We start from the raw sequence: 14,566 nt of genomic DNA on the forward strand, positions 1-14,566 counted from the left end.
AACACTATATTATTTAGGCTACCTAATTATATTTTCGCCAGATTGCTTTGTCAAATTATGAATACGCTATCAATTATTACGAAAAAGAAAACTCCCCAGCACGAGTGCAAGGGAGTAGTTATCGGTTTATGTATTGCTCTGTATTTTAAGGATTGAATAGATGTTTTCACCCTTAGAACCAAGCTCCGTGCTCATAGGTTGTAATGCCTCCATTACTTCCAGAGCCCACAGGTCCAATGATAATGAAGCTAAACAATGCTAACACGCTTACCATCATCAACAGTGATTTTTTCATTTTTTCTCACCCCCTTTACTAGTTCTCTATATTTATCCTGTTGAGAAGCAGTAGCGTAATCCCTGCTCGTCTCAAATAAGGTTATACAATTAATGAAATCTTTTCCGTTGTTTTGCTTTATAGATAACTCCAAAGATTTCAGAAGATAATCTACACCTGTGCTATAACATTGCTTATTTATTTCATAGATTGCTACTTGATAGTACAAACGAAATACGCGATCTACATTATTAGGCTCCTGGAATCCTTCAAACCTCAACATTTCTCGTGAGAATCGTGTAAGTACACTGTCAGCAGAGAACCCGTAACGATTAGCAGCATCCATTATAGTTATAAGTCCAGCTAAGATTTCACCTGGGTGATCTGCTAAAAAGGCCGCGTAGGAAGATAGAACATCCACATTACCCATCAACAACTCAATTGTGAAACCATTGCCCATTGCGAATAACCGAAATTGTTCTACCGCCTGACGACCTTCTTCGTTCATCATTTCAAACCAGCCAAGATCTGCGTAGCCTGCAGTATACTTTTTGGCTTCTTCATATTTACCTTGCTTGGTCAGCGAAATCGCTTTAAGCAAATACCCATGACCGTAATAAACCACTAATGGACGTTCCGTATGAAGAACTTCCTTACGTTTATCCACATTACTTCGCAGTTGCTCGCGGTAAACAGCATTAGCCAGCGTTCTTAGCTCATCAGCGAAAGACTCCATTTTATTCCATCGACGAAGATCGAAACATAACTGTGTCAAAGTTAAGAGACCATCCAATTGCATATTTTCTGGTAGACGATTCCTGAAAGGTTCAAAAGTAATAACTGCATGTAACTTCTCGTCTGAATCGACGATGGATAAAATGGCTCTAAAAATACGATAATGACTTATTGCGAGCCGCTCCGAGTAACTATCGGACTCATTCTCAGCTACAACTTTATAAAAAAATATCGATTCATCTATTTTACCTTTTTTAAACAATTTATCAGCTACCGAATAAACGATATCCAGAGACTTCGGATATTCCAGTAATCTGCTTAAAGTGTCCTCAATACAAGGCTGTTTGCCCAATTCAGCACAACGAATCAAAAAAGGCTCCACTCTACGGCGTGAGACCTTCTCATCATTGAAGCATTCATCAACATATAGAGGATATAACCAACCTTCTGGAAAACCAAAGGCTTTTATAATTGCATCTACTTGTCCCAAGGACATAGGCTTCGGCGGATTTCCATGCAGAATTGCACTGAGGCTGCCTCGATTCAGGCCACAAATTTTTGAAAATGAGGCGAGATTATGGCCGGAGCGGGACAAATTTTTCTCAATTTCTGAGCGTATAGTTGTTAACTTTCCCTCCACTCGGCACCCCCAAAGTTTGACTTGAAAAGATTCTATTAATTGACATTATAGGTGAAAGTTATGGATTGTACAACAAATAGATTGTACGACAAATAGAGGAGCCTAATACGCTCCTCTAGATCAGTAACATCTTCATAGTATTATAATTCTATGTTGTTGGTAGTTTAGCTAACAGTGATGGCGGTTTTGGAACTTCTACTATAGGATGTAATGCCGGCTTTCCGGTTGCGCAAATTTTCCATCATCTTATTTTGTGCCAGCAAAATATAGCTGTCTAATCGCTCACTGAGCTCTAGAACAGCACGGTCACTAAGACTGCGTTGCTCTGCAACCTCCAGCAATTCACATCTAAGACTCTCTATAGTTACAAGTAGCTCATCTTCTTTATAATCTTTTCTATGATTATTCTTGGAGGAATTTGGATTTTGTGTCACATCTCTCTCCTTCTCTCTATCAACATCTTCTCCTATCATAAGTCATGATACCAAAAAACATATTTTCAAAAAAAAGAAAAATTGTAGAGCTTCTAACAAAAACGGAATTACTACTTATTCAGAGTCCTCCGCAAGTTCGTCAGGGAGCTCATTTGGATACTGTTCTCGCAAAAGTCCCTTTGCAAAAGCAATCCATTCGCGTGCCGCAAAAGATAAATAACGGTCTCTACGCCACGCCATAGCAAGCTGCCACGGAATTACCGGATCCGTCAAAGGCACAACGACCAATCGTGAACGATCCATATCCCGGCAAATGGTTTCTGGCAGCAATGCGATTCCCATTCCGGCAGCCACCATACGGCTAATTAAGTCCCATTGGGAGCTCTCATAGATAACCTTAGGCTGAAATCCCGCCTTCACACATTCCGTAATAATCCGATCATGCAGCGTAAAATCCTCCCGGAACAGCACAAACTCCTCTTCGGCTAGTTCACTTAACGGAACAAGGTCTGCCTCGGCCAATCTATGTCCAACAGGTAAAATAAGATTCAGCTTCTCTTCAACAAAGGTGAAGCAATGAAGTTTGGCTGTATTTACAGGCAGCACAACCATTCCGATATCCAACAAGCCCGTTTCTACATCTTCCTCCACTTTTTTCGCGCCATCCTCATGCAGACGAATAGTAACCTGCGGATAACGTTTATGAAATTGACCAATCACCGAAGGAAAAAAGCTCGCTCCTACCATTGGAGGCAGACCGATGCGGATGTGGCCCTGCTCCAAATTTCGTAAGCTATCCAGCTCAGAAGACAAGCTGGCGAACGACTCCACGATATTTTGCGCTTTGGTGAACAGAATTTCCCCCGCATCTGTAAGCCGGACACTTTTCCCTTCACGGTAAAACAAATCAGCCTCCAGCTCGATCTCCATATTCCGGATCATTTTACTGATCGTAGGTTGTGAAATATATAAGGATTCGGCAGCCCGAGTAAAGCTTTTCATTCGTGCTGCTTGGACGAAATATTCTAATTGTCGGATATCCATTTTCCAACCTCCGATCCATAGACAAAAGGAATGTCATTTATTCAATCTATTCATTTTACCTATGAAAACAATTGATGTAAACTTTCATTATCATGAAAGGAGCGAAGCCTTATGAAAAAGATTGTTATAGGCTTGCTGCAGGTAGCGGGACTCACCCTATTCTCATTACTAATCAATGCTGTAACCCCATTTTTGCATATCCCTATTCCCGGAAGCATACTCGGAATGATTATATTGTTTCTTCTGCTTGAGTTTGGTGTCATTCATCTGAATTGGGTTGAAGTTGGTGCTTCTTGGCTACTGGCTGAGCTCTTGCTGTTCTTTATTCCATCTGCTATCGGCGTAATGAAATACGCCAATATTCTGGAAACTGATGGTTTACGTATCCTCGCGGTGGTCATTTTGGGTACGATTGTTGTAATGGCCAGTTCCGGATTACTTACCAGTAGAATTTACAAAGCAAAGGAGCGGAAAGGATCATGTTAAACGCTCTATTATTCTTCGGTCTTACGGTTGCTGTATATCTACTGGCGAAACGCATTTATGCTTCTAGTGGCAAAGTGTACACCTCTCCATTGATCATTACACCCGTGCTTATGATTATCTTCTTACTCATCACAGGCATTACTTATGATTCTTACAATGCGGGAGGCAAATGGCTGACGGATTTGCTGCAACCGGCAACTATGGCCTTTGCAATCCCTCTGCATAAAAACTTCAAGGTGCTCAAAAAGCACGCCGCCGAAATTGCGGCAGGCGTGCTGTCAGGGACGATAACAGCGGTGATCTCTTCCATTCTGCTCGCCAAATGGCTGCATGTCAGCGGCGATCTGGCAGCCAGTCTGGTTCCACGTTCGGTGACTACACCGATCGCTATGAGCATCTCGCAAAGTATCGGCGGTGTACCGAGTATTACTGCAGTCTTCGTCATCATTACCGGGATACTCGGTACAATGATGGGCCCTACAGTACTCCGCATCTTCCGCATTGACAATGAAATCGCGCGTGGTGTATCGCTGGGAACCGCTGCGCATGGTACAGGAACATCCAAGGCCTTCGAGCTTAGTTCACTGACCGGAACCATCTCCAGTATTGCGATGATTCTGTCCGCGCTGTTATCCATAGGTGTGGCGCCAGCTTTACTCGCAATATTCCTCCACTAGGCTAACCCAGCTTGAGCCAAGGACATGTCTCTTTAGCACATCTAAGGCGGCATGTCCTTTTTTTAAGAATCCGAACTTAGAATTTAACCGGAAGTCCACTTTGTGCGGACTCGTAAGCCGCACAAGTTACTTTAAGCGTCTTGAATCCATCCTCATAGTCACTGAGAATACGCGAACGATCTCCTGTCCGTACAGCATACAGAAAAGCTTCACTTTCCACTAAATATGGATTTCCTGTGTTTTCAAATTCGGTGCTATTGCCACTTCGCACTTCCAAGAGACGATCCGGGTTCCAGTCCAGCAATCCCCGATCATTATAGAAACTAAGACCTACACTTCCTACCGGATCAGGCAGCACACATGTATTTGAAATATTAGCTATGATTCCATTCTCAAGCTTCAGAGATACGGTACCTACATCGGCTACACTCACACCTTCATGCTGCTCATGCATAATTCGATTTCCGAACATGCCGTATACTTCTTTTACCTCTCCTGCCAGATAACGCACCAAATCGACGATATGAGTGGTCTGCTCGGTGAACTGTCCTCCGGATTGCTCCTGATCACGCCACCAAGCTACGCCCGGCATGCCGCCCATCCACTGGCCCATGACCATACCGATCTTGTCACCACGTAGTGTTTCCTTGAGCCTATTAACATTCTCTTGATAGCGGAAATGGTAGCCTACCGAGGTCAATAAATTATGTTCTTTAATATCTTGCAGCAAGCTGGCAGGAATTTCAGTAGTCATACTAAGCGGCTTTTCTATAAAAAAGGGAATATCCCTCTTGATTAATGAACGTTCAATCGCACCATGAGATTGTGGAGGCACACAGATATAAACAGCATCAAGCTTCTCCGCATCCAACATCTCTGTAATATCACCATATCCAGCAGCTCCATATGGACGTGCCATATCTTCGCCTTTGGCTTTACTGCTTCCACAAACTGCCTGCAACTGGACATCAGCCATCCCTGCCAGCAAATCAGCATGTACCTTAGAGAACCAACCTGTACCCACAATACCCACTTTTATTGTCATATTATTTCCTCCTGCCGATTTATTATGAATACCCTTTCGTAGATTATAACCTCTTATGAGCGTATAAGATAATCTCTCCATTCTTCGGGAAGCAAATGCATATATGGACTCTGCAAAAAACGGTCATCCGCCAACACGATAATGCCCGTATCCGTCTCGCTGCGAATCAACCTGCCTCCGGCTTGGAGTACCTTACACATTCCCGGATAGACATAGGCATAATCAAAGCCATTTTTTCCTCTGGCATTAAAATATTGACGCAGCAGATTGCGTTCAAGACCAAGCTGTGGCAGGCCAACGCCAACAACCATAACCCCATTGAGGCGATCCCCTGGCAGATCCACACCTTCTGAAAAAATCCCTCCAAGTACAGCAAATCCCAATAACGTCTCGTCATTATCTGGACTAAATGCGGCTAAAAAACTTTCTCTAGCTTGCTCGCTCATGCCAGTATCCTGCATCAATGTCCGGATTTCAGGGTAATACTCCGTAAAGGCCTGATATACGTTTTGCAAATAGAGGTACGAAGGAAAAAACACCAGATAGTTGCCCTTTTTAGAGACCATTTGGCTCAGTGCTTTAGTCAACGGAACTAGGGAGGCTTCCCGGTCATGATAACGTGTGGAGACAGGTAAGACGGTTACTTCCCACTGCTCTTTCTGAAAAGGGGAAGACACGGTTAAACTGTAATCTTCCTCCGCTGCACCAATCATATCCCGGTAGTAAGATAATGGAGAAAGTGTAGCTGAGAACAGGATCTGGCTGCGAAAGCTCTTGGACATCTGCCGTAGCAGATGCGAGGGATCCAAATTGAATAGCTTGAGATAGACATCCCCTCTACGAACCTCCGCATAGGTAATGTAGCGTTCATCATAGGTCTTAAAGGTGCGGAGCATGCCCTGAACTGCAAAATAGGTATCCAAGAGGACATTTTCCCCTTCTCCTTCCCCATTCAGTGAGACAATACTGGAGCTCGGGTGAATAAGCTCCTGTTCCGCCTCCAAAGAAAATATCTCAAGCAAAGCCGGCAGCTCCTCCGGGAACGAGTCCCACTGCCCTTGCCCCTCTTCATTGCAAATTTTGCGAAGGGAGATGAAAAAAGCATTCACCGATTTAGCGGCTGTACTCAAATTCCGGTTCATTTCTTTATATTGGCGCTGGATTTCCAGGAAAGGGGCTTTCAGCAAAGAGGCGGAGAACATCTCCCGTCCCCGGTCTACCAGATTATGTGCTTCATCTACTAGAAGCACCGTTTCTCTCTTTCTTTCCTCTGTTAGCCGTTTCAGACTGATGCGAGGATCATATATATAATTGTAATCGCAGATCACAGCATCACAGGCATAGGCTGCATCCAACGAGAACTCAAATGGGCACACTTTGTGTTTGTGAGCATACAGTGCAAGGGTGTCTCTGCTCATCAGCGTCTCATGCTCTAACAGATCCATTAATGCCTCGTTGATCCGGTCATAATAACCATCCGTATAAGGACAGGAATCCTTACCACATATCCCCTCTTCGCGAAAACAAGCCTTCTCTTTAGCGGTAAGTGTGATGACATGCAGCTGAAGACCCTGCGTTAGCAACAGCGAGATGGCTTCCTGCGCGGCAAAACGGGTAACCGTCTTTGCCGTTAAATAGAACAATCCTTTAGCTTGTCCTTCGCCCATCGCTTTAAGGACAGGGAACAACGTCGACATTGTTTTCCCGATACCTGTGGGGGCTTGAGCGAACAGACTGACCTTTTCCACGACGGACTTGTATACAGCTCCTGCAAAATGACGTTGTCCCTTTCGATAAGAGGAGAACGGAAAGCTCAACTCCCGAAGACTCTGCTCCTTCTTAGCATCATGACGAACCATCATCTCAGCGTATGGAGCATATCTAGCCACTGTGTCATTCACAAATGAAATCAGTTCTTCAAAAGACAACGTTCGGTACAAGCTTTTTTGCTCATCAGTAGCCCGGTGGACATAGGTAAGCTTAACCTGAATAGAAGAAAGCTCTTGCTCCAGAGCCACCATATATGCGTACATCAGCGCCTGTGCCCAATGAACCTCATGTCCTTCATCCAGTAAATCCAGCAGTCCGGAGGTTGATTTGATTTCTTCGACCGTAAAGCTCCCATCCTCCGAGACAAGCAATCCATCACAACGCCCATCTACAACATAAAGCAGGTTTCCATAAGGAATCTCCGTTTTCAAATAAACCTCCTTGCGGTCACCTTCCTTATATTGCTTTTGGATCTTCTGATGAATTCTTGTGCCTTCGACCATAGCGCCCGTTCCATGAAAGCCAGGTTCAATGCTTCCGCTGCGAAAAACATATTCAACGAGAGTTCTAACTGATAAAGCTACTGTAGAGCTCATCCAGCATCACCTCCTTTTATTATCCATATATCCTTTTTGTTCCCAATTGCCATTTTAGTCCTGAATTCGTTGTATAACCCTGCATGAGAGCAGGAGCGTCAGCTTCAACCCTTTGTGTTCAACTTTACGCGCTCCACTAAGCTTATACTTAGGTTCTCGATTTTTGACATTCTATAGCTAGCCCTGCATAATAAATTTTATTACTATGGAATTATTTTGTCTGGGCGCTGTTTCTTCCTAGCCGGGAAATGGCGTTTTATCATGTAGAAAGAAGGCGAAGCTGTGTCATCCTTTAACTTTAAACAGTGGATCGTTAAACCTTTTGTGTTTTTCACAATAATTTTTATTCTAAAAGCTTTCTTGGCATGGGGCGTAATCTTTGACGATATATTGCCCTGGAAATCATTATTAACTGAAATCCCCTTTGCTTGGGCGCTCTTCTGTATCATTGAACGTTTTGGTTCCAAGCGCAAGCTCGGATATTACATGACCGTAAATTTATTAGTGACAGCCATTTTCTTCGCAGCCATTATGTATTTTAAATATTACGGTGTTATTGTGACTTACCATGCAGCGGAGCAGGTGAATCAAGTCACCGCCGTCAGCAACAGCGTATTCTCACTAATGGATCCATACTACCTGCTGATTTTTACAGACATCATTATTCTTGGCGTCTACTTCTTCTTTAATAAAAAAGGCCGGGTCTATAAGAAAGAGAATATCAACCACCGCCGTGGCGGAAAACTTAAGTATAGTGTTCTGTTTGCAGTCTCACTTGCTTTATGTTTGTTCAACATCTTGCCTAATAAGGCCAGTATGAACGAAATTAAGAAAGCTCAAGAAATGGGAATTCTTAATTATGAAGCTTATACGATCTTCGCTAAAGAAGAGCCTGAGCTAGTCGATTCAAGTGACATTACACAGGATGCCATCAACAAATTGAAGGGGATTAATACTGCGGCTAGTTCTCCACTTCAAGGCATCGCTAAAGGCAAGAACCTTATTATTCTTCAAATGGAATCTTTCCAGAATTTCTTGCTGGGACTTAAATTAGACGGTCAAGAAATTACACCGAACCTGAACAAGGTAATGAAGGACAGTCTTTACTTCCCTAATTTCTATCAAATGGTTGGCCAAGGGAATACGTCGGATGCAGAGTTCGTAGTTAACACTTCCTTCTACATCCCTCCACGTGGAGCGGCAACGATGTCTTATGTGGATAAGGTACTTCCAAGTCTGCCACGCGTGCTTAAAGAAAATGGATATCAGACAGCAACCTTCCACACCAATGTCGTAGAATTCTGGAACCGCGGCGAGCTGTATGACTCCCTCGGCTTCGATCATTATTATGACCGCAAATTTTTTGGTGAAGATGATGTCTTCTTCTTTGGAGCTTCTGATGATACGCTCTACAGTAAGACAGCCGATAAACTAAAAGAAATGGACCAACAGGAGCAGCCTTTTTACGCTCAAGTCATTTCAATGTCAGCGCATCACCCTTTTACTATTCCGGAAGAAAAATACCGCATGAAGCTGCCGGAGCGTTATGAAGGTACTTTTGTTGGTGACTATATCCGTTCCCAGAACTATGCGGATGATGCTTTTGGACATTTTGTAGAAGAGCTAAAAGCAAATGGTGTCTGGGACAATAGTGTAATCATGATTTATGGAGATCATATGGGATTGCCGATTTATTCCCTCGATCATGATGATAAAGAATTGATGACTGAAATCTATGGTCATGAATACAGTTATGCGGATATGATGAACATCCCTCTGCTTATTCATGCAGGTGCTGGCGTAGCATCGCAGACCATTGACGAAGTAGGCGGGGAAGTAGATATCATGCCAACCGCAGCCAGTCTGCTTGGGATTTCATTAGAGAATAACGTATATTTTGGTCAAGATCTACTCAGTCAGACTTATAATTTGCTGCCAGAACGATATTATTTACCTTCTGGTTCATTCATTGCCAGCTCAGGATTGCTTATTCCTGGTAACAGCTTTGAAGACAACACTCAGTACTCTATTTATAACAATGGAACAACGCCGAGTGCCACTGAAGACGAATATAACCGTGCCTTGAGGCTTTTACAGCTTTCCCACAGCTATATCACTCAGTTGCCTGACAAACAACCTAAACAATAAATTACAGGGCGTAGGCAGCCAACGAACAAAAACAGCAGAGCAGCGATTCTCCAATAAGGAGAACCGCTGCTCTGCTGTTTTTATAAAGATATCCATTCCGAAGCTTAGCTGACTAACGCTCCTGGTCCTCGATCATACGGTAATACTCTGCAAAGTTGCGTAGTTCTTCGGGCTTCAGTATGGATAAATGCTCCGCCAGCAGTTCTTTGGACCGGAAATGTCCTTCTTCGAGCACCTGCTGACCTTTTTCGGTGATCGTCACTACAACCGCTCTCCGATCCTTCCCATCCGGCTCACGTTTGATATAACCCAGCACCTCCAAACGGTCCAGCATCACCGTCACCGCACTGGATTTGACCTCCATACATTCTGCCAGCTGTACCACCCGCGACTTCTTTTCTTTCGCTATCATATTTAACAGACCCATCTGTGGCACCGTAAGTCCGAGTTCTTTGTGCAAAGACATTTGAGACATAATCTTACGCTGTACTCTCCACATGGATAGTCCTAGACGATCTATTAACGGATCTATTTGATGTGGCATATTTGTTCAACCCCAATCCGTTTTTAATAACTCAAGCGTACCATTAGAACTGGTTATGATTCAATGGTTTTGTCTACTAAACCATTGAAAGCATGATGGAAAGCGCAAACTTCCACCATTCTCCAATTTCCGACACAGAAATACTATATTCCATGTAAGGTTATAAGCATATCAATACGATATAATCGTAGAGGTGAGAGCTATTATCACTGAGAACATAATTTGTCAAGGTTGGTGCGAAGAATGAAATTAGCAACTAAATTAACTTGGATGATGTTCGTCGTCTTACTTCTTGTAGGATCATCCATCGGGTTTTTCGGATACCGTACAGCTTATAAGCAAGTAGACGAAGCCGCAGGTATCGAATTGGTAGGATGCGCTAATATTACAACCGGCCTGATTGACCCCGCAGACATTTCCGCATTGTTGGCAGGCGATCAAAGTAAACTGGAGGCTGTAGAGGATCGAATCGGTTGGATTGTAGCACATAAGGCTATTTTTAAAGAGGCATTCATCTTATCCTTAGACGGAAAAGTACTTGCCGCAGATTCAAGCTTCCAGGCTAGAGGTTATAAAGCAGGCGATACTTTTTATTTCCCAGCTGAAGTTAAGCAACATATCACTGAGTCCAAGCATTCCTCCTACTCCAAGGTTTATACATACGAAGGTACCTCACTTAAGACAGGTTACGGCCCCATCTATCAGGATCATGATCCATCTAAACCTATAGTTGCGCTGATGGCTATTAATTTCGATGGCTCCATAATTCAAGAACGAACTCAAGATATCATTGTTCAGCCTTTTATTATCGGTGCTTCCATTCTGGTTATAGCTATTGTGGCAGCTTATCTGTTAATCCGCCGAATGATTAGTCCGTTAACGAAGCTGTCCAAAGGGGTCAATCTTGTTGCACAGGGCGACCTTACTCATAATCCTATTTTATTCAACAGCAAGGATGAGATTGGTACATTAGCCCGTGATTTCAATGACATGACCCAAAGCCTGCGCTTACTTATTACCGAGGTCAATGAGACCTCCATGCAAGTAGCCTCCTCTTCCGAAGAGCTCTCCGCCAGTGCGCAGGAAACCAACCGGGCCGGTGAGTATAGCGTCAATGTTACGATTGAGCTTGCCGATAGCGCGAATTCGCAGCTGCAGAATATGGAGGGTGAATATAAGTCTGTACAAGACCTGTCTCATTTCATCACAGAGATTGCAGGCAATGCAGATAACGCAATGAATAATGCGGTCAGCAACGCTAATAAAGCGCGTACAGGCCGTGAGGCAATGGATTCCACCACACAGCAGATGAGAGTCGTAAGTGACAGTATTACCGACCTAGCACTCATTATTGAAACCTTGGGTGGTTATTCCAAAGAAATTGAAAATATCGTGGGTACTATTGCCAGCATCGCAGAAGAAACCAATCTCCTGTCCCTGAATGCAGCGATTGAAGCCGCAAGAGCTGGAGAAGAGGGAAGAGGGTTTGCGGTCGTTGCCCATTCCGTACGTAAGCTTGCTGAGCGCTCAGCCCATTCCGCTGCGCAAATTGGCCAACTGGTCAACATCATCGTAAACCAGATGGATCAGGCAGGAGAAACTATGAAACGCTCTACAGAAGAGATGGAGCACGGCAGAGAAATGATTGCCACGGCAGGCCAGTCCTTCTCGGAGATTGAAATGTCTGTCTCGGGAATGGCCTCACAAAGCCAGCAGATCTCAGGAACGGTTCGCCAGCTTTCGCTGATCTCCGACCGTCTCGTTACAACCCTTCAGAATATCGTAAATGTCGCTAATCAGACGGCCAGCAGTGCAGAGACATTATCCGCTTCCTCAGAAGAACAGCTTGCCGCAATGGAGGAAGTTGAGTCCGCAGCAGCTTTCCTGTCCTCCCTAGCTGAGAAGCTGCAAATTCTGATTGAACGATTTAAGGTTTCTTAATAGCAAAGGGGCTAGCATCCAAGCAGAGATATTCTGCTTAGACGCTAGCCCCTTATTCTATGTATTGAGATCATCTGCTACGATACTGCTGTATTCGCTATAAACCACTGGCCCAGCTCATGCACCGGCATTGGCCGCCCATAATAATAACCCTGCATCACTCTGCAGCCTAAGGATTGCAGCAGCTCAATCTGCTCTGGCGTCTCCACACCTTCCGCCACGACCTCCATATTAAGATTGGTGGCAATCGCAATGATATTACTGATAATGGCTTTCTTGGAATGCATCTTGCTCTTACGAATAAACACTTGATCAATCTTGAGTGTGTTAACTGGAATCTCATCTAAATTACCAAGGGATGAAAAGCCTGTCCCAAAGTCATCCAGTGATACCCTTACCCCAAGTGCCCGAAGTCTGGAGAGCTGCGCAACCGTCTCTTCCATGTTATTCATCGCAATGGACTCTGTAATCTCCAGTTCAAGGAAATGCGGCTCTAGACCTGAACGTGTGAGTGCTTCTTCTACAACATCGTATAAGCCCCCGCCCTCAAACATCCGTGCTGACATATTAATAGAGACTGCGACATTTGCTATCTCTTCCTTATGCCAAAGCATGTTCTGGCTGCATACATCATGCAGCATCCAATAGGTAATCGGGACAATCAGTCCCGTTTCCTCTGCAATGGGAATGAATTCAGCCGGGGAGATTATCCCATGTTCAGGGTGCCGCCAACGCAGCAGTGCTTCAAGACCCACGGTAACGTTCATATACGAATCCCATTTTGGCTGGTACACAACCATAAACTCGGAGCGTGCCAGCGCTTTACGAAGATCCTTCTCCAGCGACATCCGTCGCAGCTGATGGCGGTTCATCTCCTGATCGAACACACTGAATTTATTCTTACCCGAATCCTTAGAGGTATAAAGAGCTGTATCGGCTGCCTTCATTAACGCTGAGCGGTCAGTTCCATGCATAGGGGTCATACTGATCCCCACGCTTGCAGTAACATATAGCTCATTACCTTGAATACTGTAATATTTCTTAAGCTCATATAAAATGTGCTCTGCCTCCTCTTGCGCATCCTCCACAGTACAATCTGGAAGAGCGATCAGGAATTCATCTCCGCCCAAACGAAAGACCTTGCCTTTACTTCCTACAGAGCGTCTTAATCTTATAGCGACCTCTCGCAGTAACAAGTCCCCTATATCATGTCCAAGCGTATCATTAATCGACTTAAACCGATCCAGATCCACAAAAAATACGGCGCCAGATCTACTCCCGAAAAATTCATCTTTAAAATAACGTACCAGGCCATGCCTGTTCGGAAGATCAGTTAGTGGATCATAATAAGCCATCCGTTCCAGCACATGCCGGTCCAGAAATACAGCACCACCAGAAATCGCAAGCATAAATAGCGTTACCAAGGACACTCCCATTAAAAGAATAACATCAGTCTCCATAAAAAAAGTTGTATTGCCTAGTAGACCGTTATATTCAAAATGAGTCGCCCTTACACTCGTATAATGCAATCCAGTCACCGAAAATCCGATAAAGAGAGCAGAGTATAACTTCCAGCGGTTAAAACCCACATAGTCTTTAAACTTGTGAAATAGAAATAATCCGATAAAAGATGAGAGCATAACGAGGATTACAGCACATGTCTGAGTCCATATCTCATAATGAATCTCCGCTGCGATCTTCATGGAGGACATTCCGATATAATGCATAGCCGAAATTCCGCTGCCTAGAAGAACACCACTAACTATTAAACAACTTTTTCTTAAACGTGGCACAAACGTAATCCGGAATGCCGAATAGCAGCACAACACACCAACCAATAACGATAATACAGCCCTGCCTGGATAATAATTCACGCTAAAAGGAAAACGGCTCGCCATAATCCCTACATAATGTATCGACCATATGCCACTGCCGAGTACACATGCCCCCGATATTAACCATAAGCGACGAACTTTCCCAAACGAACGAGGGACTTGCGAGATCAGATTCAGCGCGGAATAAGCTGCAGTCGCCGCTAGCGCAAATGATAGTAAAACAATCCAAACGTTATAGTGGATTCCCATTTTATCCATTAGTTAACCTCTTCACCGGTTTTGAATACCGTAATCGCTGCAGCGTATTTCTCAAGTAAAAAATCAGTACACGAATATCAGATAAATGGAAGAGTGCGTAAAGATTATAGGTTATCCCTGAAAAGCAACTTTAGATGTA

Annotated in this window: 11 protein-coding genes; 4 read left to right on the forward strand and 7 right to left on the reverse strand. The window is 44.0% G+C overall.

The annotated features are described in order from the left end of the window. Window positions 1-248: 248 nt before the first annotated feature. The 3 genes from MHH89_RS20545 to cidR all read right to left on the reverse strand — a co-directional run bounded on the left by MHH89_RS20545 (window position 249) and on the right by cidR (window position 3,127). Complete coding sequence (locus tag MHH89_RS20545) at window positions 249-1,649, reverse strand: DNA-binding protein (protein ID WP_076123994.1); 1,401 nt, start codon at window positions 1,647-1,649, stop codon at window positions 249-251. 164 nt (window positions 1,650-1,813) lie between these two features. Then, the gene (locus MHH89_RS20550; RefSeq protein ID WP_076099698.1) at window positions 1,814-2,083 is read right to left on the reverse strand and encodes an aspartyl-phosphate phosphatase Spo0E family protein; all 270 of its coding nucleotides are present in this window, start codon (window positions 2,081-2,083) and stop codon (window positions 1,814-1,816) included. 114 nt (window positions 2,084-2,197) lie between these two features. Then, the gene (gene cidR / locus MHH89_RS20555) at window positions 2,198-3,127 is read right to left on the reverse strand and encodes a cidABC operon transcriptional activator CidR (protein ID WP_076278300.1); all 930 of its coding nucleotides are present in this window, start codon (window positions 3,125-3,127) and stop codon (window positions 2,198-2,200) included. 111 nt (window positions 3,128-3,238) lie between these two features. Here cidR and MHH89_RS20560 point away from each other — a divergent pair, with 111 nt between their 5' ends. Both MHH89_RS20560 and MHH89_RS20565 read left to right on the forward strand, forming a co-directional pair. Further along, a complete protein-coding gene (locus MHH89_RS20560) occupies window positions 3,239-3,613 on the forward strand; it encodes a CidA/LrgA family protein (RefSeq protein ID WP_076123997.1) in 375 nt (124 codons plus the stop codon). Beyond that, the gene (locus MHH89_RS20565; protein ID WP_076123999.1) at window positions 3,607-4,290 is read left to right on the forward strand and encodes a CidB/LrgB family autolysis modulator; all 684 of its coding nucleotides are present in this window, start codon (window positions 3,607-3,609) and stop codon (window positions 4,288-4,290) included. Before MHH89_RS20560 ends, MHH89_RS20565 begins: the two co-directional genes overlap by 7 nt. Window positions 4,291-4,366: 76 nt before the next feature. Here the strand turns inward: MHH89_RS20565 and MHH89_RS20570 are convergent, their stop codons facing one another. Further along, on the reverse strand, window positions 4,367-5,335 hold the full coding sequence (locus MHH89_RS20570; protein WP_076219739.1) for a Gfo/Idh/MocA family protein: 969 nt from the start codon (window positions 5,333-5,335) through the stop codon (window positions 4,367-4,369). 53 nt (window positions 5,336-5,388) lie between these two features. Beyond that, window positions 5,389-7,701 carry a helicase C-terminal domain-containing protein gene (locus MHH89_RS20575; RefSeq protein WP_076182003.1) on the reverse strand — a complete coding sequence of 771 codons (2,313 nt, stop codon included), beginning with the start codon at window positions 7,699-7,701 and terminating at the stop codon, window positions 5,389-5,391. Between the two features lie 282 nt (window positions 7,702-7,983). On the opposite strand from MHH89_RS20575, the gene MHH89_RS20580 reads away from it, so the two are divergent. After that, window positions 7,984-9,849 carry an LTA synthase family protein gene (locus MHH89_RS20580; RefSeq protein WP_076124004.1) on the forward strand — a complete coding sequence of 622 codons (1,866 nt, stop codon included), beginning with the start codon at window positions 7,984-7,986 and terminating at the stop codon, window positions 9,847-9,849. A gap of 112 nt (window positions 9,850-9,961) precedes the next feature. Here the strand turns inward: MHH89_RS20580 and MHH89_RS20585 are convergent, their stop codons facing one another. After that, complete coding sequence (locus tag MHH89_RS20585; RefSeq protein WP_081383619.1) at window positions 9,962-10,393, reverse strand: MarR family winged helix-turn-helix transcriptional regulator; 432 nt, start codon at window positions 10,391-10,393, stop codon at window positions 9,962-9,964. Between the two features lie 243 nt (window positions 10,394-10,636). Here MHH89_RS20585 and MHH89_RS20590 point away from each other — a divergent pair, with 243 nt between their 5' ends. Further along, window positions 10,637-12,334, forward strand: a complete 1,698-nt coding sequence (locus MHH89_RS20590) for a methyl-accepting chemotaxis protein (protein ID WP_076278297.1) — start codon at window positions 10,637-10,639, stop codon at window positions 12,332-12,334. Window positions 12,335-12,411: 77 nt separating this feature from the next. Here the strand turns inward: MHH89_RS20590 and MHH89_RS20595 are convergent, their stop codons facing one another. Beyond that, on the reverse strand, window positions 12,412-14,427 hold the full coding sequence (locus tag MHH89_RS20595; RefSeq protein WP_038573706.1) for a bifunctional diguanylate cyclase/phosphodiesterase: 2,016 nt from the start codon (window positions 14,425-14,427) through the stop codon (window positions 12,412-12,414). Window positions 14,428-14,566: the final 139 nt, after the last annotated feature.

It is taken from the genome of Paenibacillus sp. FSL H7-0323, assembly GCF_038002725.1.
In the GTDB taxonomy this organism is placed as follows: domain Bacteria; phylum Bacillota; class Bacilli; order Paenibacillales; family Paenibacillaceae; genus Paenibacillus_AQ; species Paenibacillus_AQ odorifer.